This window comes from Adhaeribacter rhizoryzae (assembly GCF_008629685.1).
GTDB lineage: Bacteria > Bacteroidota > Bacteroidia > Cytophagales > Hymenobacteraceae > Adhaeribacter > Adhaeribacter rhizoryzae.
In genome coordinates this window covers 162864-186608 of record NZ_VWSF01000005.1, presented here as the reverse complement: position 1 = coordinate 186608, position 23745 = coordinate 162864, and the positions used below count along the sequence as shown (strand labels likewise).

Here is a 23745-nt window from a genome sequence, read left to right as displayed (position 1 = left end):
ATAGCGTAAATTTAAGCAAAGCCGCCGCATTACCGGTTAGGATAAATTAATTGTGATTACTTTTTAAAAGCAGGTGTTCATATCTAATACCATTATAAAATGAAACCTGCGCTTAAACGTACATTGCTGGTCATCCTGAGCTTGTCGAAGGACCTATAACGGCATTGTAAAGTAATTAATAGCTATTTCGACAGGCTCAATAGGACGCCTGTAGATTGCGCATTATCCACTTGACATAGGTATAATAATGCGAATAGTGGCCTAATAAAATAAAACCCCACCGGACAGTGGGGTTCTATGTTTAAAAGATAAAGCCAAAAGTTCTATTGCCCCATTACCAACCTGGTTTGCGCGGTAGCAGTACCGGCATCCTGTAGCTGAATACTTAGCGAACCTTTCGGACGTACCTGGCGGTCAATAGCCAGTGTAATCTGGTGGATGCCCTGAGGAAGTTCGGCCACCGCTCCCTGCTCAGCTAATTTCAAAGGTTTTTGGCCGGCCCAGGCAGTAATGCCGGCAGTTGCGTTAAAGGCTAAGTTTATGTTCCCCTTATTCAGTACTTCTACCTCAAACCGAACTACACTGTAGGGTTTATTGGCATTTGTGCCGACAACGGGCAATTCTTCGAGGGGTAAATCGCCGGCAACTTTACTATAAACTGGCATTACCGGCATTTTACTATTTTCTTTAATCAGGTAGCCCAAGCCTTCGCCGGTAAGCTTTTTAGAAACTTCTTTACTGGCCGGCAAGGCTTCCCAGCGGCGCACAAACCGGGACGTAGGCACCCGGTATTTACCCGATTCACCCAACTTCGATAGGAAAGCAACCAAATTATTAAATTCTTCTTTTTCTAAACCGGCGGTTAAACCGGGTGGCATTAAGGAACCGGGTATTTTCTGAATAGAATTTACCTGGCTTTTAGGGATGGCTACGCCCTTACCCGCCGCATCGCGCATTATAATCTCCGAAGCACCGTTACTTACCAGGTAACCCATCATTTCGGAGCCGTCTTTTCTAGCTACCCGTTGCAGTTCGTAGCCTTCCTTTATAGAGTTAGACGGATAGAGAATAGAATTAATAATGGTTTCTACCGGTGAGCTGGTGCCCAAACTGCTTAAATCCGGACCATTCAGGCCACCGGCGCCGCCAATAGCATGGCAGGTAGTACAATGGGTTTTCCGGAATACAGCCTCGCCCAAGTCGGGATTGGCGCCGCCTCTTATTTCTACAGCTAACTTGTTAATATCCTGGCTGCTGAGCTGCTGCGGCATGCGCTCGGTGGGCAGGAACCCACCGGATGCTTCCAGGGCTTTAATCATCAATAGCACTTCTTCGTTTTTTTGCTTACCCCACGGAATCTGTCGTTGAAAGGCCGGGCGGATGGCTTTAGCCGTATTTGCCGGTATTTTTTTCGCCATAATGGCTTCGGCCAATAATTGCGTGCCCTGCTTATGCGCAAAAAAGGCCTGGAACAAGTCAGCAGCATCGGTTTTTTCGGGCATTGTGCGCAATAATTCTGCCCCAATCCGTGAAGCTTCCGTTACATTTAAAGGTACCAGTTGGGCCGTTGCTAAAATTTTTAAATCTGCCGGATTTTTGCCGCGGGCCAGCTCCGTTAATAATTTTTCGCCTTTACTTTTATCTAAGCTAACCAGCGCGGCCAAGGCCGCTTTCTTAATATTTTTATCTTGGTGCAGAATGAGCTTGGTTAATTGCGGCCGCATTTCTGTTAGCTGCCAATAGCCCATTAAACGCACCGCATTTAGCACAATGGCCTCATCAGGACTGGCGGTAAAGCTGGCAATCCGATTTAAGTTTTTGTCCGGTTTTACGCCCCGCTGCCGGGCGGCCTCCGCCAAAGCACCCAATTGGGCCGCTACATTTTTATTCTGGGCGCCATAACCCTGAACCGCCATATCCAACAAAATATTTAAATCAGCTAGCTTCCCCCGTTTGGCCACCGCGTTTAGTACATCTGCCTGGTACGCTTCGGGCACTACATTTTTCTGATACAACTGCACGAGCGGGGTAACGGCCTCCGGATTATTTACCGATTTAAGCACAAAAGCAGTTTTCTGGGCACTGCCTAAGAATTCCGGTTCCGTTTTTAAGCGGGCCATTAAGGCTGGTTCCAGTTCGCGGGTGGTTTGCCAAAGGGCATAATCTAAAAATTCATCCATCGGCTGGTCTAATACCGCTAAAGCTGTACGGGCCGCTTCGGCCGTTTTTACTTTCCGGAGAGCAATTACGGCTTCTAACCGCACCTGCGGATGCTTATCCTGCACGGCTTTGGTAAGCAAGGCGGGCACATTCGCTATCTTGTTATGCCAGAGTTGCAAGGCCCGCAATCCGGCCGCGCGGGCCTGGTGGTTTTGGGCATTTATTAAGTTCAGGAGCAGCGGCTCGTTTACCACATCCAACGATTGGTACACCCACAAGGCCTCTAACAACTGATGTTCGTAATCCGCATCTTTTTTATCCAGGTTGCTGATCCATTTTTGCAATGCCGGAATTACTTCTTTTTCGCCGCGGGATTTTAGTACTAATTTGGCCTGCGAACGGGTCCAGTCTTCGGGTAATTTTAAAGCCTCTAATAATTCCGGCACCGAAGCTTTTGTTAGTTGCTGCGTTTTTACCAAAGGCCGGTTCTTCGCCACAATCCGCCAAATACGGCCGTGCTGCTGGTCGCGGCGCGGATCATGAAAATCTACTTCACCGTGCTGAATAATGGGGTTGTACCAATCGGCTACGTAAATAGCGCCATCCGGGCCCACCGAAATATCTACCGGCCGGAAAGCCACGTGATCGGTCCATAATAAATCTTCTACCTGCTTGGAAGCATAGCCACTACCCTGCTCTTCCAGCCGGAAACGGTTTATGCGGTTGGCCCGGAAATCGTTGGTAATAACGCTATTTTGCCATGATTCCGGCAAGTGCCGACCCGAAATAACTTCCAGGCCGCTGTGTTTGGGCTGGCCCGGATTTAAACCCCTAATAATTCTTTCGGCCCCTGGCGAGGTTACAAAAGTTGCGCCCGGAAAAGCGTAATTTATGCCTTCGTTACCCGCGCCATCCGTCAAGAAAGATTGGCCCCAGCGGTTAAACTGCAAGCCCCACGGATTAATTAAACCCTTGGCATAAACATCTAACTCTAAATTTTTAGGTCTTAATTGCCACACGCCGCCGCCTTCGAGGCGCTTAACTCCGGCAGGCGTTTCTACGTGGCTGTAGATATAAATAGATTGGTTAAAGTAAAGACTGCCTTCGGGGCCCCAGCGGAAAGTATGAATCAGGTGGTGGGTGTCGGCGGTGCCAAAACCGGTTAATATTACCCGCCTCTGATCAGCTTTACCATCGTTATCGGTGTCGGCAAAGTGTAATATTTCGGTGGAGTTGGCTACGTAAACGCCGCCGTCGCCGGGTAATATTCCGGTGGGTGTAAGTAAACCTTCCGCGAATATGGTGGATTTATCGGCCCGGCCATCGCCGTTGGTATCTTCCAGTACAAATATTTTATCGTTGGCTTCTTCGCCGGTTTTCAGGTGCGGATAAGCCGTACTACTAACCACCCACAACCGGCCGTCGGCATCCCAGTTCATCTGAATAGGTTTAATTACCAGGGGCTCTGCCGCAAAAAGTGTTACCTCAAAACCATCCGCAATCTTAAACGAAGCCAGTTCATCTTTCGGGTCCGGATTTTCCTGATCGTCTTTTTGGTTTACCATGGCCGTAAACAGCAGCACCATTGGTACTAATGCCAAAGCTCCCCATACTTTTGCCTGCTTACCCGACGAGAATATATTTTTTAATAAATTACCAAAGGAGGACTTAGCAGTATAGTTATTTTGTTTTGTCACTTTCATGTTATTTAAGAGGGGTAAGCTGATACACGATTGCTTTGGGATGGCGATTTAAAGCGATTTGGCCTTCGAGGTAAGAAATTATAATATTCAGGTCTTCCAGGCCCCGGGCGTGCCGGCCTTGTTCGTGCGCGCGGAAACCCAGAATATAAGTCCGGTTTTGCGGCCGGTATTGCTGAAAAAACAACTGGTTCTTTTTAAATATTAAATCGCGCACTTGCGCTGCCTGGCTAAACGAAGCTCCGCGCCGGATGGCTACGCCTTCTTTCCATTGCGCAGCCGAAGCAGTTATTACCGGCGTATCGTCAGCGGTAAGGGTATAAACGCCTTTTTTCAAACCAGCTATTTTTATTACTTGGGCTTTATCGGCGGTTCCTTCAACTAGTGCGGGTAAGGGTAAAGGCAAATATTCCTCCTCCAAGGTGAATTTTACGGTGTTTTTCTGCCGGCCGGCATCTAATATTTTTACAGGATTGGTTTGCTCAGTCGCGTTTTTATCAATATTTATGGAAACCAATTCCTGGCGGGGCGTTAAACCCAATTCTTTTTCTAAGGTGGTAGCCAAGTAATAATAACCGGTTTCGTTCAGGTGTATTCCATTATCCGATAGGTTTACTTTTTTGCTTAGCTCCAGCATTGGCTTATAAATATTAATATATTGCTGGCCGCGCTCCGCAGCCGTTTTGGCAATAGTTGCCGCGTACAATTCCAGCATGGCATTCCGTTGCGCACCATTGGTAGTTGCTTGATTATCCATTGCCGGTATCGGCGACAACAGAATGGCTTTGGCTCCCAGTTGCGCTATTTTATCGAGTAACTTATTTAAACCTTGGTTAAAACGGGCCACCCCTTCTTCCCCTTCCTGCGCCTCAATGGCACCGTATGCAATAAATACAACGGTGGGTTGCGTTTTGGTTAATTGCTCTATTAATAAATCGTAAGCGCTGGGCGAAGAAATATAGCTGCGGGCTTCGCCCCAAACGTTATCTCCCGTCCAAGCAATGTTGCGGAAAGTAATATTTTGGTTGGCCCAGCGGGTGGTTAGGGCAAACTCCAGATAATTGTAGGGCAAGTCATTTTCAAACAAAGAATTTCCCAGAAAAACTACCCGGTCGCCGCTTTTTAGATCAAAGTTGGCGTTGGTCTGCGAAGCCTTCGGGGCAATATTTTGCGCCATTACCTTTCCGTAATACAAGGTAAAAAGCCATAAAATAAGAAAACTAAGTGTGGTGGATAGTTTTTTCATGCAATATTATATTAAGCAATATTTTTCCGGTAGCGGTAACCCGGCTAAACGCGTTTAACTAAGCTGCCGCGCTTGAACGAGAAATATAATCATATTATCTGCTTACCAGATTTAATTAAATAATTTTTTTATAAATATTCAGAAACTTTAACTAAAAAGATAGGAATGTAATAGCTAAATAAGCACAACCTTAACTACCCGGTATAAAGAAGTTTTAAAGTAGAACCTAAGCGTAAAGGTAAATTGGCCAGTTCTGAAGTTACAAATGTAGCCGGTTGGGTTAGTTACCAGTTAGAAGCAGCTTGTAGCTGGTGTGTACCAAGAGAGGAAATTTCCAACTTCCGGCCAGTTGAAAACTGGCCATTATTAATAGGCACAAGTTATGCTTCGCAAAACTTGCGCCAGCTAAGGAGATAAATTCTCCTAGGCCTGAGGGCTATGGTGTTATCACTGCCAATTCTAAAGCTTCTGGCAGATTACTTGCTGGTGCCGCCGCCGCAAGGGCAGCGGGTTTCTCCAATTATCCAAATGCTAAACAGCTTCTTCTAATAATATTTAAGAGCCTGATTCTAAGCACAAGCATATTTGCAGGTAACACTACTCCACCACCATATTGCCGGCAGACCAATAGAGTAAAGTTTTAGCTTTCGCGTACTTTGTCCGGAGGGAATAAAGCTTTTGTTGCGACTCCAACAGTTTGGCTTCCCGGGAATTTACCAGAAACAAAGAACTCTCGCCGTTTTGAAAACGAATAACTTCCCCGTTCCGGAGCTTATTTGCATTTTCTACCATTTGCTCCTGCAATTTTATTTGCGAAGCCAGCGCTTCCCAATCGTTAAAAGCGGCTAATAAACTATTTTCTATTTCACGGGTAGTTTGCTGGAGTTCCAGGTTGTTGGCTTGCTGCTTGGCTTTGGTAAGCTGAAGTTTGCCCCGTTCTTCCCGCAAAAATAATGGCACATTAAAACTCATCCCTAATTTGTAGTTGGCCCCCAGGTACTGCCGCTCGAAGGCATCGGGGCGTAGATAAAAATCTTTTTGGAGTACATTATATTCTACATTCAGTTTTGGCTTTAACTTCTCGGTAGCCAGGCGTTGTTCTACCTGTAATTGCTGGCCTTTCAGGTTAATTTTGCGCAAATCCGGGTGGTTAGTTTTGGCTATTTCCAGCAATTGCTGCATCGAGTCCTGGGGTAGCGTAGTAAGTTCACTGCCGGTTAAAGCCGGTATGGTTCGTTCCTGTAACTCCAAAGGGACCGCGTTTTCTGCCCAGAGGTGCGTGGCTACCGTTAGCCGGGCATTATTATAGGAAAGTTGCGCCTGCTGCACCAGCACCTGCCGGTTTTGTACTTCGGTTAAAGCTTCTATGGTATCAATAGCGGCCAGGTCGCCTTCCCGCACGCGTATCCGGACGGATTTCAGCCGGAAATCGGCTAATTCCAGGGCTTCGCGGTAAAGCTGCATTTCGCGGTAGTACAATAGCCAGTCCCAATAATCTTTCGTAGCCTGCAACAAAAGCTTGTTTATGAGTTTTACCCGCTCGGCTTCGGCAATATCCTGCAGCAAAACAGCTTGCTTAATGGTAGCCCGGCGCTGGTCGATGAACAAGCCCTGGCCCAGTGGTACCGAAACGCCGGCAAAGCTTAAGCCGCCGGCCGGCGTGTTGTTTTCGGGGTTTAAATATTGGCCGCGGGTTTGGTCGTAACCCGCTTTTAAATCGAAGCCGAACCACGTAGGAATTTCCAGGGTATTATTCCAGAGATGATAATATTCTTTCCCGTTGTATTCTTTGCGGTAAATTTTAGAACTGATAACCGGATCGAGCGAGCCGCGGGCCATTCGTAATTCTTGCCGGGCTTGTTCAGTTAGCAAAGCCGCCTGCGAAGCAACCGGGTGGTTTTGCAAAACAAGCCGGTGAAAATCCTGTAAGGTAAGTACCTGCACCGAATCCGGGGTTTGTGCTTTTGCCGAAGATAAACCCAGCACCAGCAAACCAAGGACCAACACAAGTTGTAGCATATAAAGCTGAATATTTTTCATGATGCCTTAATATTCTTCTTTAGCTTGGTCCGTATTGGCTTTAGCGGTTTTCTTATCCTGGGTGCCGGCTTCTTTGCCCCCGGTGTAATCGGCCGGGAAGTTGTTTAACTGTCTCCAGATTTCGTACCACATGGGTACGGTATTGAGCATGGCCCACCCGTAAACCCCTGAACCAACCCGCAAAGCACTGGGCCATGTTTCCTGTTTTGGGTCGGGCACCACCAATAAACGGTACTGGCCGTTGGTGCCGGTGTTATCAATAACCGCTACCTGCCCCCCAAAGGTACCAAAACTAGCACCGGGCCAACCCGAGAATACCAGGGCCGGCCATCCTTCAAACTGCAACCGGACCTTATCGCCGCGCTTAATTAAAGGCAAATCCAAAGCATTAACGTAAAGCTCAGAGGCTAACTGCGGGTTTGCCGGCATAATAGTAGCTACCGGTTCGCCTTCTTTTATGGTTTCTCCTAAGCCGGCTTTCAACGTCCGGACTAAGTAACCATCTTGCGGGGCCAGAATGTGATAATACTGGCTCCGGATCTGGGTATTACTGTATTCATTTTGCAGTTTCGAAAGCTCGGCTTGGGTGCCATAGATGTACGAGCGGGTGGCGTTTAATTCCGCATCAGCCTTAGCTATTTTATCGGCGTATTCGGCCTGCAAAGAGTTTAACTCGGTGCGGACATTCTGCAACTCGGCCCGGGAGGCATCATATTTATTCTTTACCGAAAGTAGTTTGGCCTGGGCTTCCTGCAGTTTCAGGCGACGGGATTCCAGTTCGGTCAGGGATTTTAAACCCTGGTTGTAGAGGCTTTCCTGGCGGGCAAACTGCGATTCGGCAATGGTTAAGTCGGTGCGTTGCGCTACCACGTCCATGCTGTCGCTTTGCAGTTTCAGGCGCGTTTGCTGTACTTTGTTACGGGCTTTCTGCAAACTAAAAGTTAAACCCTGGCGCAGGGCTTGTATTTGCTCCTGCATGGCCTGGGCTTTGGCTTCGGTAGCGTTGGCGGCGCCTTGTTTGGCTTCTACCTGCTCACCCAAGCGAGCCAGTAACTGCGGGTCCAGGTATTTTTCTTTTACTTCGGTAATGCTCACAATGGTATCACCTTTTTTTACCAAAGCGCCTTCCATTACATGCCAGGCCTGAATCCGGCCGGCAATAACGGCTTCTATGGTTTGGGGCCGGTCTTGCGGCGTTAAGGCCGTAAGGCTGCCGGTAGAACGAATATTCTGGGTCCAGGGTAAAAACAGGCAAAGGATTAATACCAAGAAAATCCCGCCCAACCAATAAGTAAGCAGCCGGCCCAAACGCGGGGTTTGCACCTGCTGCATCGATTTCAGGTGCATCAGGTCCGGGCTGTTTATATCTTTAACTATTTTAGGCATACTTTAAGCAGGTATTTCGGTTAACTCTCTTAATAATTCGTGCTGGCTTATTTCGGCATAAGTGCCGGAGGCTACCAGTTTCCCATCCTGCAGCAACAAAGTGCGGTCGCAAAGCGCCATTACATCTGGTTCGTTCGAAACAATAATCATGGTCCAATCGAATTGCTTCCCAGTGAGTACGCGCATCAGGTTCATTTTTTCTTTTCTACTCATGCCCACCCAGAAATCATCAATAATCAGGAGTTTGGGATGCTGCACTAAGCTGCGGGCCATAATTATTTTGCGGGCGATGCTGCTGGGCAAGCGCTGGCTACCACCTACCAGGTAAGATTGCAGTCCGCCGGGTAATTCGTGCACAAACTGGTTCAGGCCTACCAACTCGGTTGCCCAAAGTACGTCCTGCATGGGCAGGTCCCGTCCTAAAGTTAAGTTCTCCAGCAAGGTGCCGTCAAATACTTGTTCTTTCGATAAATTATCGCCAATTAAGCTGCGCAGGCTACCAATGTGCAAATCGCGGAGCGAAACGCCATTGTATACAATGCTGCCTTCATAAGCTGAATACAGCCCCAATAGCAAGCTAACCAAGGTACTCTTACCCGAATTATTGTGCCCGGCCAAACAAATGCGTTCCGAAGGCTTAATAGTGAAGTTAATATTCTCCAGGGAAGCTCTAAAGGTATTCGGATACTTATAGCGCAGGTTATTAACTTGTATACCCAGCCCACCCTGCAAGGGCATATCATCTAGTCTAATCCCTTTTATTTCTTCAATCGGTAAATCGGTAACGTGGCCCAATTTGTCGAGGCTGGTTAAAACATCGTACACGGTATCGAGCTTTACAATAATTTTTTCTACCGCCGTCATTATTAAAATAATTATAATTTCGGAAGCGACAAATTGCCCAATGTTAATTTCCCGTTGCACTACCAAAATACAACCCAGTACCAGCAATCCCCCGGTTATAACCGTTTTAAACCCCACAAAGCTTAAATATTGGGTCATTAATACCCCAAAATGTTCTTTCCTAACTTTCAGGTAGCTGCTTACATAAGAATCGGTGCGCGAAGTAGGCAGGTTGGTATGCTCCACAAATTTAAAGGTACTCATGGAGCGGGCTAACTCTTCTAACCAAGCCACCAGTTTGTACTTATACTTCGACTCCATAATGCTGGTTTCTACACCCTTTCTGCCGGTACTCCAGATAATAAAAATTAAAACCGTTACCAGAATAATGCCCAGGAAAATAAAGTACGGGTGGTACAAGGAAAGCAAAATCAGGCCAAATATTATTTGAATAACCGCTGTGGAAAAATCGAGCAATATTTTAGCGAGGCCTTTCTGCAGCGATACCACATCGAAGAAGCGGTTCATGAGTTCCGGCGGGTAATATTTACTTAAGGCTTCGGCCTGAAAACGCGGTATCCGGTAAGCAAAATCGAAGGCGGTTTTAGCAAAAATGCGTTGCTGCAAATATTCTACCAACCACAACTGCATAACCTGCAGGCCACCCACAATAAGCAAAGCCAGCACAATTACCCCAATCAGTACCACCACCGATACCGGAATTTGCCCGCTCGATACAAAACCAATAATACTCTGGATGCCCAGCGGCAACGCCAAACTAATAATACCGGCTGCTACCGCGTAAATATACAGGTATATAATCTCCTGTTTCTCCGAAGCCAGCAGGCGCATAAACCGCTGCATGGGTGTTATATGTTTTGTATTTACCGTTTTTGCCATTGCTTTCTTCGCTTTTCCATTATTTTGAATTATCAATTGCCGAATAGACCAAATGTTTCAGAAATTGAATAGTTTCTTCAACCGCATGTTGTGAATACTTTATTTCGGTTAGGGATGGAAGGTGGCTGGCAAAATATAATTGCTGGTGGGCGGCTTCCATAGCGGTACTAACGAGCGCATGCGGATAAGGATAATCCGGATTTACCGCTAATACCAATTGAGCCAGGTGCCGGCAGAATTTTTTAATCTCCAGAAAATATCCTTCCTTATTTTCGGCATCTACTTCTTTGGTCAGGTAAACCTTCGAAGATTCGGCCACTACAATCCGGTACAGAATACGCTCATCAATATAGGCTACGTTCGGGTCGTCTTCTTGCCCGGCATTAACCAGCACTTCCAAAGCCTTATTCAGACGTTGCCGCGGATCTGGCAAATTATGCGTTTGAAAAGTAACGGTATAATCTACCCAGGCCCAGTACCACGATATCAGGTAAACCAAAAGCTTATGTTTGTTTTCGAAGTACCGGTAAACAGAGGCTTCCGTAGACCCGATCTCCGCCGCCAGTTTCTTAAAGGTGAACTGCTCAAAGCCTAAAGCATCAATTATTTTAATGCTCTCACTAATAATTTTCCGGCCAAGTTCGGTGCTCTCGGGTTCCCGCAGGTAAGATTTATGCTTTAAACTGATATGGATGCTTGCTGCCATTTTTTATGAAAAGCTTTTTTTATTGCCCAACCCAGACGGGCGGCTAATAGTTAATTACCGCTTTGCTGATGTAGCTTCAGAAACAAAAATAATAAAGCTTTTAATTACAATAGTAATACTATCATAAATGATAACAATTCCTTAACATACAAACCGGGTAATCGCTGTGCTACAGAGTTGGCTTAACCCTAAATTATTTCTGAACGCAACAATGGAAAGCCTCTAAAGAATCCTGAAACTAAATAATTGAAAGAAAAATTATTGGGGAAGGAATAAAAGAGATAATCTTTGTAACAGCTTCTTACTATTTCTTTTTATACTCGAAAATATCAGTTGCTTTCCGCCGGTTCAATTCTAATAACACTTTCGGAATTAATGCAGTAGCGCAGGCCGCTGGGCGCGGGGCCATCGGGAAAAACGTGGCCCAGGTGGCCATCACAAACATTGCATTGCACTTCTATGCGGTGCAGGTGGTGGGTGTCGTCGGAGAGGTATTTAATGGCGGCTTTGGTAATGGGTTGGCTAAAGCTGGGCCAACCCGAAATAGCATGATATTTTGCGGTGGCGTTAAACAGCAAACTACCGCAACCTACGCAAGCATAAACCCCGGGCTCATACGTGCGGCAATAAGCGTTGCGGTAAGGCGGCTCGGTGCCTTTTTGCCGCAAAATATTAAACTGCGCTGGGGTTAGTTGGGCTTGCCATACTGCCTCCGTTTTCTCAACCCGGTGGTAAGGCTCCGGATTGCTGTACTTCGCAAATATTAAAACATCAATCCAGCGTAACATGCAACTCCAACTTTAATATTGCTACTTCTTTGGCAAAAATAGGCAGTAAAATATTAGGTTTTTAATTACCGATAAATCAATAGCAATCTTACTAAATTACTTTCAGCATCTGCACATGGTCAATGCCATCTTCATCGTAAATTGGGCCATCGGGTACAAAACCAAACCTTTGGTAAAAGGCGGTCGCGTATAGTTGCGCACCAATCCGGATGGGACCTTTGCCGAATAATTTATACGTTTGGTCTATAGCGTGCGTCATTAAAATACGGCCAACCCCGGAACCCCTTACTTGCGCGCTGGTAACAATCCGGCCGATGGATATTTCGGAATAGGCCAAACCGGCTGGTACTAACCGGGCATACGCAATTAATGTTTCGGCCTGAAAAAGCATTAAATGATGGCAGCCCTGGTCTTTGTTATCGGCATCCTGAAAAACGCAATTTTGCTCCACCACAAATATTTCGTTGCGCAGGCGTAAAACAGCGTATAGTTCGTACGGCGTTAATTGGCTAAAAGGCTTGGCAACAGCAATTATTTCCATCAGCTTAAAAATTTTTACCTTAAATATTTGGGGTGGCAAGTATACGCGAATACCCGCCGCTACACAACTAACCTGCCTTTGGTTTGGTTAAAATAATTATAGCGGCTTACCTTTGGTGTACTACGTTTTACCTAAACCAAAAATGCGCGCCAATATGTTATGCTGGTTTATCATACTAAAAACTAACTAGCAGCGGCCGCAACAAATACTAAATCAACCTAAATGAATATTACAGGCGACATTCTTCAGATAAAAAACAAACGCGATAGTAAGCACCAGGATATTATTATCCAAATAGACAAAATTGCGTATATAACCCACAAAAAAGACGGCCGGTATTTTCAGCCTTTTGAACTGATTGCAGACCTGGAAAAACCGCTCGTAATTACCGGCGACTTATTGGCGCGCACCGATAATAAATACCTGGATGAAGGCGAACACGAATTTAACGTGTACGATAAAGTAGCTGACAGCTACGTACTTAACCCAGATAAACACCTGCTAATAACACTGGCGTATGATTTTGATATTGCCGAAGCTATTTTAACAGCAATAGAATATTCTGAAACAGTAAGTACCGAAAAGTTTAAGCAGCTACAAAACCGAAAACCGCCTGCAAAAGCATTACCTAAAGGCCGACAGAAAAAGTAAACCGGTTGCGGCCGCCCAAAGCATGAGCCAATATTTACCTAACTGAAGACGTATGGCTGCCTTTACCTTAACACCCGTTTACGAAGACGGCGCTTTCCAAATCCGGCTCGACAAGGCATTGGCGGTATTAGAGTTAACTTTTCTGATACACCCGGATAAGGAGCATTTCCGGAATGGCTACCGCCTGGCTTTTGATGCCGCGGCCAGTAAAAATATTAAATATTGGCTAACCGATGCTACCCAGATAAAAGCCATGGAGCGCGAAAACCAGGTGTGGCTGCTGGAAAGAATGACACCTTTGCTTAAAGCTAATATTATTCGCCGCTTTGCTATTGTAATGGCGCCGGAGTGTTTTGTAATGACTAACCCCAACCAGGTTTACGAAAAAAAAGAAGCGGAACCCCAATCAGCGGGGTTAATAAAAGTACATTTTGATAAAGATGCAGCTTACAACTGGCTTTCCAGCCATATAACAACTACAGTTATTTAGAATTGGCAAAATATTAGGCTTAAATATTAATAACCAACCATTTGCGCCTTTACACTAACTTACACCTTTAACTTTCATTATCTGTATAAAATAAATATTCTTCTTAAAAATGCCTGCGCGCTTTGCAAACGCTATGCATCTTTAAGAAGAATATTTCCTGATTGGTGTATATTATTATATAAGTAACGCTAGCCTTGGTTAAGTTAGGTTCTTACAAATTACCTTTCCGCAATTCTTTCACGGCATGATCAGCGGCGCGGGCCGTAATGGCCATAAAAGTAAGCGAAGGATTTTGGGTAGAGTTGGAAGTCATGCAGGCGCCATCGGTTACAAACACGTTTTTGCAATGGTGCAACTGGTTCCATTTATTCAGGAGCGAGGTTTTCGGGTCTTTTCCCATGCGTACGCCGCCCATTTCGTGAATATCAATACCGGGTGCCTTGTTAGGATCGTCGTGCGTTTGAATATTGGTAAAACCCGCCAGCGTTAGCATTTCGGTTAGTTGTTCATGAAAATCCACAATCATTTTTTCGTCGTTGTCGTCGTAAGCTACGGATGTTTTCAGGAGCGGAACGCCCCAGGCATCGGTTAAACCCGAATCAAGAGCAACGTGATTGGTTTCCTTCGGAATGGTTTCGCCCATCATGTGCGAACTTACCCGCCAGTTGCCGTATTTTTTACCGGTTAAACTTTTCTTTAAGTCTTCGCCAAACCCTGTGGTATCGCGGTCTAGCATGCGGCTGGAGCCAAAGCCGGCAGCGTAGCCCCGTAAGAAGTCGGTTTCCTGTTTGTATAAATTGCGGAAGCGCGGAATGTAGCTACCGTTGGGCCGGTTGCCTTCGGTAATGGTTTCCTGAAAACCTTCGTACTCCGCCGAAATAGTAGTCCGGAAATTATGGAAAGAAATATATTTACCCAGCAAGCCATTGTCGTTCCCCAATCCGTTCGGGAAACGGCTAGACTTAGAGTTTAATAAAATCAGGTTGGTGTTTAAGGTAGCGGCGTTTACAAAAATAATCCGGGCGTAATATTCGGTCATTTCCTTGGTATGCGCATCTACTACCCGTACGCCGGTGGCTTTGCCTTTCTTTTCGTCGTAAATAATCGAATGCACCACCGAATCGGGCTTCAGGGTGAGCTTACCGGTTTTCTGCGCCCAGGGCAAAGTAGAAGAATTACTGCTGAAATAACCACCGTACGGGCAGCCGCGCTGACACAACACCCGGTTCTGACATTGGCCCCGCCCCTGCTGGTGATGAATGGGATTGGGTTTGGTGAGGTGCGCACAACGGCCAATAATTACCGGGCGCGAGTTGTTATAATGCTTCGCCATTTGCTGGCTGAAATACTTTTCTACGCACGATTGCTCATGCGGCGGCAGAAATTCACCGTCGGGTAGTTGCGGCAAGCCATCTTTATTGCCTGATATTCCGGCAAATTTTTCGACGTAGCTGTACCAGGGGGCAATATCTTTATACCCAATGGGCCACTCTACGGCAAAGCCATCGCGGGCCGGGCCCTCAAAATCTAACTGCGACCACCGCTGGGTACCGCGGGCCCACAGCAACGATTTACCACCCACCTGGTAGCCCCGAATCCAGGTAAAAGGCTTTTCCTGTACGTAAGGGTGCTCGGCATCTTTCACAAAAAAATGCGCCGAATCTTCTTTGTAGGCGTAACATTGGCTCGCAATCGGGTTGGCTTCTTTTTCAGCTTTCGATATTTGCCCCAGGTGCGGAAATTCCCACGGGTTTTTCATGGCCGTCGGGTAATCTACGCCGTGTTTCACATCGCGTCCGCGCTCTAAAACCAGGGTGCGCAAACCGTAACCGGTTAGCTCTTTCGCCGACCACCCGCCGCTTATACCGGAGCCAATTACAATGGCATCGAACGTGCGGCTTTTTACTGAATCTATGTTAAAAAATGGCATTCTAAATATTAAGAAATAAAATCAGAAAGAATTACTACCAAATATTGGTCTAAAAATCAGGCTTTAAGAGGCACGCAGCCGTGGTAAAAACCGGGTGCCATTTTGTACTCCATCATATTCAGCAGCACGTACTCAGAATTAAGATAGCCCTGAATGGTTAAATTCTTTACCAGACTAATAAATGCTTTGGTTGCCGGATCGTCGCTTTGTTGCAAATGCGTTAGTACAGCCGTGCGCTGGGTAACATCCAGGTCTATAAATAATTTTTCAAAAGCGCCCTTCGCCACCTGATCGAGGGTTATTAAGCCTTGGTTTAAGTTATTCTGGGCAACTTCGCCGTAGCAATCCTGAACCATGCGGAGCACAAATTGATGCACCTTCAAAGTTTTTGCTCCCGGTGTATCGGTTTCGGGAATAATGGTTTCTACTAACTCGGCCAGCAAGGCTTCTTCGGCGGGCGGTAAAACAGCAACAGGGCCCAGTGTAGCGGGGTTCCAGCCAGAAGCCCAGGCCGGCAGGGCAACCAAACCGGCTACCGCCATCGATAAGTTTTTTAATGCAGTGCGTCTTTTCATCAGAAAAGTAAATCTTGGGCTTGGTAAAGGCAATAGCCTTTGTTTCCCATTTTAAATATTAAACCCTTAAAGCAACTTTGCCTTAATTAAAAGGAAAAATCATATTTTTTAAAATTATAGATTATAACTATCAGATACAAATACACGCCCATAGTTATTAAACTATTTCAATATTTATTAATCAGAACTTTCGCAAATCGGTTTTAAACATCGTAAATCTTTCCCATTGTCCCCTCTCAAAAAGAACTTTGAATAATTCTGCAAAAGACCTTTTTATGCCGATTTATATCTTTTAAAGCCATAAATATTCTCTTTGGTTCCTGATTTTAAAAATGCCACTAAATTTCACTTAAAATATTGGGCTAGTTAAGTTAGCGAAACAATCTGGCCGGTCCGCACCGATTCGTCGCAGGCAAACGCAATCCGAAGGCTGTTTACCGCGTCGGCAATATGGTCGGTTAAATCAATATTTTCCCGGATTGCTTTCAGGAAATAGCTTTGTTCGCGGTTACAAAGCTCCTGGTGATCGGGTTCATCTTCCATGCTAATCCAAGTATCTTCCTGCAAAAATTCTGATTGTTGGTTTATAGCGGCCCGGTGGTACCGCAGCCACTCGGTTTTGGTATGGTCTTCCACCGAATCGGATTTACCGGTGCCGCCAGCATCTTTGGCCACAATAGATACGGCCCCTTTGGGCCCAATAACGTCTTTCACGAAAAAAGCGGTTTCGCTCATCATGGGTCCCCAGCCGGCTTCGTACCAACCCACCGAACCATCTTCGAAACGAATTTGTAATTGCCCGTAGTTGTAATTACCTGCCGGAATTTCTTCGGTTAACCGGGCACCAATGGCACTTACCTGTATAGGCTTTGAGCGTGTCATCTGGCACATGACATCAATATAATGCACGCCGCAATCTACAATCGGGCTCAAACTTTTCATTAGATTGCGGTGTACGGTCCACATATTGCCGTGGCTTTGCTGGTTCAGGTTCATGCGCATGACCAGGGGTTTACCTAGTTCTCCGGCCAGCTCAACAAATTTAATCCAGGACGGATGATGCCGCAAAATATACCCTACTACCAATTTTTTACCGGCTTTGGCGGCGGCTGCAGCTACGCGCTCGGCTCCGGCCACGGTATCGGCGAGCGGCTTTTCTATGAACACGTGGCAATTATTTTCCAGCGCTTTTAGGGCCAGGCTTTCGTGCGTATCGGGGTAAGTAGAAATGCAAACTGCATCGGGTTGGGTGCTACGCAACGCTTCGTCAAAGTCCGAAAACAAAGAGTAGCCGCCGCCCAGTTTTTCGTTTAATATTTCCTTACTTTTTCCGGTCGATACAATTCCACAAATTTCAAAGCCATCTAAATAATGATAGGCTGTAGCATGGGAAGTGCCCATATTGCCGCAACCAACTACCAGCACGCGTATATTTTTTGTTTTTTCCGACATAGAATATTTAAAGGTTTTGCCCCATATGAAACATTAAAAAGAATATTTTGGCAAGCTAAATTTTCGGACGTTTCGCCTCTGCTAAAGCCGAATATTATTAAGCTTACTTTAATTAACAAATATTTTTAGCGTTAATAATTACAACCATTTTTTCAGAAAAGCCATAATATCCTGGCGCATTTCCGGAGTTTCCAGGTGACCTACGTTATAAATTTTCAGTTGCCAGGCTTCCGGCGCATTCTTGGCGGCGTAAGCCTTTTTTAGGTTAGCATCTATAATGGCTAAACCTTTTAAGGGTGTAAGCGGGTCTTGGCTGCCGGCTAAACCAAAATGCGGACGGGGCGCAATTAAGGCATTTATACTGGAGGTGGTAAAATGATTGAGCAAATCGGGCACGTAGTAATAAATGCCGTGCCGCTCCAGCCCTTTTTCTTCCAGCAGCGTCTGAAAATCGGTGAGGCAGTTTAAATCTACGGTAACTTTAATGCGCTCGTCCAGGGCTGCCAGCCACCAGGCCATGGTACTGCCCATCGACATGCCCATAGTGGCGATGCGTTTGGTATCTACATCGGGGCGGGTATGGAGGTAATCGAGGGCGCGCAGGTGATCGTACACCATCATACCCCACATAACCTGACCTTTCCAGAGCATTTCTTTAAAAATATCAATTTCGGGCCGGCCGCTGCGTTCGCCAAAGCCCCAGCTATCTATACACAAACCGGCATAACCGGCCTGGGCCAGCGCTACCGCATACGGCGGACTTTGCATTTCTTTGCGGCCTTTCAGGAATTCGTTTTTACCAACCTGATACTGCCCGAAATGCGAATGATTAAATAATATTACCGGAATTTTGCCGGTTGCCGTTTTGGGTTTGGTAAAATAAGCCGGCACTAATTCCAGCCCGTTCAAATCCAGCAGCAGTTTTTCTATAATTATTTCGTCGGTTTCTTCTCTGGAAACTACTTTAACCGAAATAGGCCGGTGGCGATCGGGTAACTTACCCAATAATTGGTATAAAGCTTTGCGTTGTTTTTGTTCGTTTACTAAGGGGCGGGCAGCAGCGTCATTTTCAGGCATAACCATTTTATTTTCTACGGAAGTCACAGGCACTACCCGAAAAGCCATAAATATTAAAATAACGCTAAGCGCTACAAACAATTTCCCCCATTTAAGGTATCTGGTAATCATCATTCTTAAAAAACAGTAAAAATATATTCTGATTGGGTGAGGCCGCTTTTCTTAACATTCATTTACCAGCCTTGTAAATATTCCTGAATCAGGCACCTTCACCAGCAGATTAAGGGCTTCTAATATTTTATCGCTAAATTAGCAGTAGTCTATTGTTAAGTAAATATATATTTTTACCTTTTTAAAACGAACGGCTGTTATATAATTACGCATAGGGCAGCGAACAGCAGATTTATTTTGGGTAAACCCTTTATCGGTAAGCTTGTAGTACTAAAGAAATTTTAAATTTTAAGTTATTATATATTTAAGCAATGGCTCTTTTCGATGAAAAATATAAATCAACGGTAGTTTCTTATGCTCCCCGGAACGAACAGGAAGCCTGGATTGCCATTATGCATGCCTGTATTGCCGTAGACGAAGTGGTAGCAGACGAAGAACTGGAAGAACTTTCGGAAACCCTGGCTAATAATTCTTTTTTTGAAGAGCACGAGGTGCGGGAATATTACCGGTCGGTGTTGCTGGCACACGCCAAAATTGGCAGCAAGCACCTGATTGATACCAGCGTGGATTTAATATCGTCGGAAAACAAAGCCAATTTATTTGCCCGCACCATTGAGTTGGTATTGGCCGATGGCGTGGTTGCCGACAAAGAAGAAGAGCTAATCCGTTATCTTTTTTCGGCTATGGATTTAGAAGAAGCCGTTGCCCGCAATATTGTAAAAGAAATTCTGGAGCGGCACAAAGGCCGGGTAGATATTTAAATTATCTAAAATTTTTCAGTAGAACCCACGCAAGAATATTCTGCTGGAATTAGCACTAAAGCTTCCAGATTATTTCATGCTCTGGCAATCAATCAAAGGGCTTTTATTGGCTTACCCACGCCATGGCATCGTCGCGGTGCAGTTCGGTAAAATATTTTATTTCGGCGCTGGTAAAAGGCTTAATCATGGTGGCAATCCATTCTTCCCATTTTTTATCGCCCACAATAGCCACTTTCCGGAAATCGTTAACGTGTTTTAAGTCAAATTTCAGGTCTTTCCACAGCCCGTCCAGGTGCCAGCCGGCAAAGCCTAGCATTTCCCAATACAGGTTAATTTTGCCGTGCTGGGCTATTTTCTGTTCCAGTAGCGGAATAATGGTATCGTAATCGTGCTTATCCAGGTGCCCCGAAACCCGGACGGCTACCAGGTCATCTTTTTCGGTTGTTAGTTGGCTAATCATAATAGTTAAATTTATTTTCTTTAAATATTACGTTCCGGCCATCAGGTGTGTTTTACACCTTATTTATTCGGTATTTTTTCTGAAGTATTAAAAACCTTTTCGGAAAGCCGTACAGCCGCTTTCTACCATTATTTAACCCAAAATATATTTACCCCTTGCACAAATATTCAGGCTAAAACTACTTTAACGTGGCTTACTCACCGCAAATAACTACTGCTTAAATATTTATACAACAATTACTTGCAAGAGTGCTCCTATTCTTTCGCCTAATATATTACAGAAAGAAATTTTAATGAGTTAGCGGTATTCAAGGATGTATTTTGGTCATTCAACCGTTGGGGTTCGGCCTTCGGGTACAAAAATTTTCAAGCGCTTTTTTTGTGATACATCTTTGTAATGTAAACAACAAAGCGGCTGGCTTTTAAAGCCGCCAAGTTGTAAATAATTAAATAAAACAAGAATAATAAACCCCCGATCCTAATCTAAAAACACTATGAAAAAGTTAATTTTATTTCTCGCTTTCCTGACCCAAACTGCACTTGTATTTGCCACCGACCATCAGACTACCGGTCGCCAGACCGAAAACCGCAGAACGGTGACTACCCGATACGAAAATACGAAGATGCACCGCCAGCCCGGTACTTCTACCCAAATTCTAAGATCTTTACACAGCAACGATGAAATTCAGTATGTGCGCCAATATAACCAAAGCTGGAGCATTGTATTAGTAGATGGCCAGGTAGGGTATGTGCTGACTTCGGAATTAGGCATAACTAAAAATAAACCTAACGTAACCATCGCCAAGAAATAAACACAACAATAAATTTAAACTTAACCTGATTAGGTCCGCCTGTATTGGGTAACTAACGCCAAACGGTTCTTTGTATAGCAGCTGATGAAATTAATATTATTAACCTTATTAACGCTTTTTGGCTTTATTTTCCGGGTATTCGGGCCGGAAACCCAAACATATAATTATGCTTTAGACGAAAGTAAATCGGTTATAGAGTGGTCTGGTGCGAGCCCCAACACCTCGCATCAGGGCTCTTTTGCGGTAACCAGCCCAGGTATTCAGGTAGAAAACAATATTATTACAGGCGGCATTTTTGTTATTCCTATTGCCTCCATCAAAAATTTTGACTTACCCAAAACCATAAAACCCGTTTTGCTGAAACACCTGAAAAGTAAAGATTTTTTTAACCTAGCGCTTTACCCGGAAGCCAGTTTTGCCCTTACCCAGGTAGCGCCGCTGGCGCAGGCTTCGGCTGAGGGAGTAGCGGGCGCCAATATGCTGGTTACGGGCAGTTTTACTTTGCTTGGCCAAACGCACCCCATAACTTTTCCGGCCCGCATAGCTGTGCAAGACGATGCCGTAGCGGTAGAAGCCATTTTTAAACTGGATCGTACTAAATGGGGCATGACTTATGCCGCCGACCCGGCTTTAAAAAATCGGCATATTTATCCGGAAGTAGCTATTCATTTAAAGCTTGTGGCCAACCGGAACGAAGTTAATTAATTTAAATTTATGGGCGCTTAAGGTAAATACCGATTTGGGCGTTAAGCAATAAACCTAAAAAAAGCAGGCTCCTTTACAGAGCCTGCTTTTGAGTAATTTAGTAATAATTTATACGGTTAACAATTATGGCCGCTTTTAACTTAAATAATTGCGGTACTTAATATATAGGTTAGCTCAAATACTTTTACCCGGAAAAACCCGGCAAGGATAATGCTTTAAATCAAACCAGGATTTGGGCCATAACATACATTAATACAAACCAGGTAGTTACAGCTACCCCAATTGAAATTTCTGAAGATTGTAGAGTTTTTTTCATGGCTTTGAATTTAGATGGTGAATGATAATTATTTAAAATGCTTTAAATTCTAGTGTTTACTTAAGTCTTAATATCAGGTCAGAATAAGTGTATACTAGCTTTTTCTACTACCCAACCCAGCAACTCAGGATTGTATAATATATTATACGTAAATTAAAACAATCTGTTCCTCAAATGCACTATTTTTATTTAATATATTTTTATTTATCAATTAATTACGAATATTTACAACAATATATTTAAATAATTATATAGTAAACTCCTTAACACTTAAACTAAGTTAAGCAAGCTTGGTTGGCTGCCCCAACTTCCAAATCTGCTGAGCGTAAAAAACCAACTTCAACCTTAAACCAAAATTTTTATTGCTAGTTGGCATGAGTAAGGTAATTACCCAGAACTATAACACTATTTTATTGCCTTATTTAAATCCTTCCTTACTTTGTAGCAATCCGGAAATAAAGAGCAGTTTTGGGTTTAAGTTAGTTTAGATGAGCCTTAAATTTGAGAGATATGCAAAGCCTGAGCGCTAAAGAATATAAAAACGAATTTGTAAATAATTTCCCGGGCGATAATTCCGGCGATTTACGTCCGCGCCAAACCCCGGGTGTTTTATATAGTAAAGCTAATCCTACGCCGGTAAAAGCGCCCAAATTATTGGCTTGGTCAGCGGAATTAGCCGCCGAACTGGGCATCAGCAAACCTACGCAACAATCAGATACAGACATACTGGGCGGTAATCTGGTAACCGATTCGATGCAACCTTATGCAGCCTGCTACGCCGGGCATCAGTTTGGCCAGTGGGCCGGTCAGTTAGGCGATGGCCGGGCTATAACTTTAGGCGAATGGCTAACCAATGCCGGCCAGAGTTGGGAACTGCAATTAAAAGGCGCCGGACGTACGCCTTACTCCCGGCGGGCAGATGGCCGGGCAGTATTACGTTCTTCGGTCAGGGAATATTTAATGAGTGAAGCCATGCATTATTTGGGCGTACCAACCACCCGGGCATTGAGTTTGGTAACTACCGGCGACCAGGTTATGCGGGATATGTTTTACAACGGCAACCCCGCCTTTGAGCCGGGCGCAATTGTGATGCGGGTTGCCCCCAGTTTTTTACGCTTCGGAAACTTTGAAATGCTTGCGGCCCGCCAAGAAATTGGTAATTTAAAAAATCTTACCAACTGGACTATTTCGCGTTATTATCCGCACCTGCCGGGCAAAGACGCCATATTGCCTTGGTTTGAAGAGGTGGTGGCCAGAACAGCCAGCTTAATGGTTGAATGGCAACGGGTAGGATTTGTGCACGGCGTAATGAACACCGATAATATGTCTGTTCTGGGATTAACCATAGATTATGGCCCGTTCTCTTTCCTGGACGATTACGATCCTAATTTCACGCCTAACACCACCGATCTACCCGGCCGAAGATATGCTTTTGGTCAGCAACCTTCCATTGCCTACTGGAACCTGGGTTGCCTGGCCAGCGCGCTTGCTCCTTTATTACCCGATACTGATGCTCTGGTAGCTACCCTGAAAACGTATGAAGCTGTTTACAGTAAAAAATACCAGGCTATGATGGGAAATAAATTAGGGCTGGACCAAGTAACTAATGAAGATATTTCCCTGTTGGAAGATCTGGAAAGTGTACTCACCCGTTTAAAGCCCGATATGACTATCTTCTACCAAATACTAATGGAACTGCCCGAGCAGGTAGAAATAACGGAAGAAATCCTTAACCATTTTAAAAGCAGCTTTTACCAAACACCCGAACCTAGTGCCGCAGCAGCTTTTATAAGCTGGCTTAAATTATACCAACAAAGAATTAAACAGAATACAATTCCACCGGCAGAAAAGCTTGCCCGGATGCAAAAAACCAATCCACGGTTTATTTTACGCAATTATTTATTGCACCAGGCTATTGAAGATCTGGAGAATGGCGAAACCAACCTATTTGCCAAGCTACAGGAAGCCATAAAAGATCCTTATTCTAAAAAATGGGATGAATTCTTCTTAAAAAGGCCAAATTGGGCCAGCCAAAAAGCAGGTTGCTCCATGCTTTCCTGCAGTTCCTAAACTTTGCTCCTGCCAAGTTCCCGCGC

19 protein-coding genes are annotated in these 23745 nt (G+C 44.9%); 6 read left to right on the top strand and 13 right to left on the bottom strand.

The features are described from left to right. Nucleotides 1-323 precede the first annotated feature (323 nt). The 8 genes from F0145_RS09330 to F0145_RS09295 all read right to left on the bottom strand — a co-directional run bounded on the left by F0145_RS09330 (nucleotide 324) and on the right by F0145_RS09295 (nucleotide 12310). Complete coding sequence (locus tag F0145_RS09330) at nucleotides 324-3746, bottom strand: PVC-type heme-binding CxxCH protein (protein ID WP_150088216.1); 3423 nt, start codon at nucleotides 3744-3746, stop codon at nucleotides 324-326. Nucleotides 3747-3864: 118 nt separating this feature from the next. Further along, a complete protein-coding gene (locus F0145_RS09325; protein WP_150088134.1) occupies nucleotides 3865-5106 on the bottom strand; it encodes a GDSL-type esterase/lipase family protein in 1242 nt (413 codons plus the stop codon). 597 nt (nucleotides 5107-5703) lie between these two features. Continuing rightward, a complete protein-coding gene (locus F0145_RS09320) occupies nucleotides 5704-7146 on the bottom strand; it encodes a TolC family protein (protein ID WP_150088133.1) in 1443 nt (480 codons plus the stop codon). A gap of 6 nt (nucleotides 7147-7152) precedes the next feature. Beyond that, nucleotides 7153-8532 (bottom strand): HlyD family secretion protein, encoded by a 1380-nt coding sequence (locus F0145_RS09315; RefSeq protein ID WP_150088132.1) that lies wholly within the window; start codon nucleotides 8530-8532, stop codon nucleotides 7153-7155. A 3-nt stretch (nucleotides 8533-8535) separates the two neighbouring features. Further along, nucleotides 8536-10275, bottom strand: coding sequence for a peptidase domain-containing ABC transporter (locus F0145_RS09310; RefSeq protein ID WP_223815923.1), 1740 nt, complete (start codon nucleotides 10273-10275; stop codon nucleotides 8536-8538). Nucleotides 10276-10294: 19 nt separating this feature from the next. Continuing rightward, nucleotides 10295-10981: a TetR/AcrR family transcriptional regulator gene (locus F0145_RS09305; RefSeq protein ID WP_150088131.1), complete on the bottom strand. Its 687-nt coding sequence runs from the start codon at nucleotides 10979-10981 to the stop codon at nucleotides 10295-10297. Nucleotides 10982-11310: 329 nt separating this feature from the next. Further along, on the bottom strand, nucleotides 11311-11769 hold the full coding sequence (gene msrB, locus F0145_RS09300) for a peptide-methionine (R)-S-oxide reductase MsrB (protein ID WP_150088130.1): 459 nt from the start codon (nucleotides 11767-11769) through the stop codon (nucleotides 11311-11313). A 91-nt stretch (nucleotides 11770-11860) separates the two neighbouring features. Beyond that, on the bottom strand, nucleotides 11861-12310 hold the full coding sequence (locus F0145_RS09295) for a GNAT family N-acetyltransferase (protein WP_150088129.1): 450 nt from the start codon (nucleotides 12308-12310) through the stop codon (nucleotides 11861-11863). A 222-nt stretch (nucleotides 12311-12532) separates the two neighbouring features. Between F0145_RS09295 and F0145_RS09290 the strand changes: the two genes are divergently transcribed. Together F0145_RS09290 and F0145_RS09285 are read left to right on the top strand one after the other, a co-directional pair. Next, the gene (locus F0145_RS09290) at nucleotides 12533-12961 is read left to right on the top strand and encodes a hypothetical protein (RefSeq protein WP_150088128.1); all 429 of its coding nucleotides are present in this window, start codon (nucleotides 12533-12535) and stop codon (nucleotides 12959-12961) included. 52 nt (nucleotides 12962-13013) lie between these two features. After that, nucleotides 13014-13451, top strand: a complete 438-nt coding sequence (locus F0145_RS09285) for a hypothetical protein (protein WP_150088127.1) — start codon at nucleotides 13014-13016, stop codon at nucleotides 13449-13451. A 211-nt stretch (nucleotides 13452-13662) separates the two neighbouring features. On the opposite strand, the gene F0145_RS09280 is transcribed toward F0145_RS09285, so the two are convergent. From F0145_RS09280 to F0145_RS09265, 4 genes are all read right to left on the bottom strand, one after another. Further along, the gene (locus F0145_RS09280; RefSeq protein WP_150088126.1) at nucleotides 13663-15381 is read right to left on the bottom strand and encodes a GMC oxidoreductase; all 1719 of its coding nucleotides are present in this window, start codon (nucleotides 15379-15381) and stop codon (nucleotides 13663-13665) included. Between the two features lie 56 nt (nucleotides 15382-15437). Continuing rightward, the gene (locus tag F0145_RS09275) at nucleotides 15438-15956 is read right to left on the bottom strand and encodes a gluconate 2-dehydrogenase subunit 3 family protein (RefSeq protein ID WP_150088125.1); all 519 of its coding nucleotides are present in this window, start codon (nucleotides 15954-15956) and stop codon (nucleotides 15438-15440) included. A 366-nt stretch (nucleotides 15957-16322) separates the two neighbouring features. Continuing rightward, nucleotides 16323-17408, bottom strand: a complete 1086-nt coding sequence (locus tag F0145_RS09270; RefSeq protein WP_150088124.1) for a Gfo/Idh/MocA family protein — start codon at nucleotides 17406-17408, stop codon at nucleotides 16323-16325. A 138-nt stretch (nucleotides 17409-17546) separates the two neighbouring features. Next, entirely contained in the window at nucleotides 17547-18599 is a 1053-nt protein-coding gene (locus tag F0145_RS09265) for a dienelactone hydrolase family protein (protein ID WP_223815922.1), read from the bottom strand. Between the two features lie 308 nt (nucleotides 18600-18907). Here F0145_RS09265 and F0145_RS09260 point away from each other — a divergent pair, with 308 nt between their 5' ends. After that, nucleotides 18908-19357, top strand: coding sequence for a TerB family tellurite resistance protein (locus F0145_RS09260; protein WP_150088123.1), 450 nt, complete (start codon nucleotides 18908-18910; stop codon nucleotides 19355-19357). A gap of 103 nt (nucleotides 19358-19460) precedes the next feature. Here F0145_RS09260 and F0145_RS09255 read toward each other — a convergent pair whose 3' ends face one another. Continuing rightward, a complete protein-coding gene (locus F0145_RS09255; RefSeq protein ID WP_150088122.1) occupies nucleotides 19461-19817 on the bottom strand; it encodes a SpoIIAA family protein in 357 nt (118 codons plus the stop codon). 493 nt (nucleotides 19818-20310) lie between these two features. On the opposite strand from F0145_RS09255, the gene F0145_RS09250 reads away from it, so the two are divergent. The 3 genes from F0145_RS09250 to F0145_RS09240 all read left to right on the top strand — a co-directional run bounded on the left by F0145_RS09250 (nucleotide 20311) and on the right by F0145_RS09240 (nucleotide 23719). Next, nucleotides 20311-20628, top strand: a complete 318-nt coding sequence (locus F0145_RS09250) for an SH3 domain-containing protein (protein WP_150088121.1) — start codon at nucleotides 20311-20313, stop codon at nucleotides 20626-20628. 84 nt (nucleotides 20629-20712) lie between these two features. Continuing rightward, a complete protein-coding gene (locus F0145_RS09245) occupies nucleotides 20713-21333 on the top strand; it encodes a YceI family protein (RefSeq protein WP_150088120.1) in 621 nt (206 codons plus the stop codon). A gap of 826 nt (nucleotides 21334-22159) precedes the next feature. Then, nucleotides 22160-23719 carry a protein adenylyltransferase SelO gene (locus tag F0145_RS09240; protein ID WP_150088119.1) on the top strand — a complete coding sequence of 520 codons (1560 nt, stop codon included), beginning with the start codon at nucleotides 22160-22162 and terminating at the stop codon, nucleotides 23717-23719. Nucleotides 23720-23745: the final 26 nt, after the last annotated feature.

What these genes read in the sequence shown, in the direction of transcription:
- F0145_RS09255 (WP_150088122.1), bottom strand. Translation starts at nt 19,817, where the DNA reads ATGATTAGCCAACTAACAACCGAAAAAGATGACCTGGTAGCCGTCCGG.
- F0145_RS09305 (WP_150088131.1), bottom strand. Translation starts at nt 10,981, where the DNA reads ATGGCAGCAAGCATCCATATCAGTTTAAAGCATAAATCTTACCTGCGG.
- F0145_RS09290 (WP_150088128.1), top strand. Translation starts at nt 12,533, where the DNA reads ATGAATATTACAGGCGACATTCTTCAGATAAAAAACAAACGCGATAGT.
- F0145_RS09330 (WP_150088216.1), bottom strand. Translation starts at nt 3,746, where the DNA reads ATGGTGCTGCTGTTTACGGCCATGGTAAACCAAAAAGACGATCAGGAA.
- F0145_RS09265 (WP_223815922.1), bottom strand. Translation starts at nt 18,599, where the DNA reads ATGATGATTACCAGATACCTTAAATGGGGGAAATTGTTTGTAGCGCTT.
- F0145_RS09250 (WP_150088121.1), top strand. Translation starts at nt 20,311, where the DNA reads ATGAAAAAGTTAATTTTATTTCTCGCTTTCCTGACCCAAACTGCACTT.
- F0145_RS09280 (WP_150088126.1), bottom strand. Translation starts at nt 15,381, where the DNA reads ATGCCATTTTTTAACATAGATTCAGTAAAAAGCCGCACGTTCGATGCC.
- F0145_RS09295 (WP_150088129.1), bottom strand. Translation starts at nt 12,310, where the DNA reads ATGGAAATAATTGCTGTTGCCAAGCCTTTTAGCCAATTAACGCCGTAC.
- msrB (WP_150088130.1), bottom strand. Translation starts at nt 11,769, where the DNA reads ATGTTACGCTGGATTGATGTTTTAATATTTGCGAAGTACAGCAATCCG.
- F0145_RS09240 (WP_150088119.1), top strand. Translation starts at nt 22,160, where the DNA reads ATGCAAAGCCTGAGCGCTAAAGAATATAAAAACGAATTTGTAAATAAT.
- F0145_RS09260 (WP_150088123.1), top strand. Translation starts at nt 18,908, where the DNA reads ATGGCTCTTTTCGATGAAAAATATAAATCAACGGTAGTTTCTTATGCT.
- F0145_RS09245 (WP_150088120.1), top strand. Translation starts at nt 20,713, where the DNA reads ATGAAATTAATATTATTAACCTTATTAACGCTTTTTGGCTTTATTTTC.
- F0145_RS09270 (WP_150088124.1), bottom strand. Translation starts at nt 17,408, where the DNA reads ATGTCGGAAAAAACAAAAAATATACGCGTGCTGGTAGTTGGTTGCGGC.
- F0145_RS09285 (WP_150088127.1), top strand. Translation starts at nt 13,014, where the DNA reads ATGGCTGCCTTTACCTTAACACCCGTTTACGAAGACGGCGCTTTCCAA.
- F0145_RS09275 (WP_150088125.1), bottom strand. Translation starts at nt 15,956, where the DNA reads ATGAAAAGACGCACTGCATTAAAAAACTTATCGATGGCGGTAGCCGGT.
- F0145_RS09315 (WP_150088132.1), bottom strand. Translation starts at nt 8,532, where the DNA reads ATGCCTAAAATAGTTAAAGATATAAACAGCCCGGACCTGATGCACCTG.
- F0145_RS09310 (WP_223815923.1), bottom strand. Translation starts at nt 10,275, where the DNA reads ATGGCAAAAACGGTAAATACAAAACATATAACACCCATGCAGCGGTTT.
- F0145_RS09320 (WP_150088133.1), bottom strand. Translation starts at nt 7,146, where the DNA reads ATGAAAAATATTCAGCTTTATATGCTACAACTTGTGTTGGTCCTTGGT.
- F0145_RS09325 (WP_150088134.1), bottom strand. Translation starts at nt 5,106, where the DNA reads ATGAAAAAACTATCCACCACACTTAGTTTTCTTATTTTATGGCTTTTT.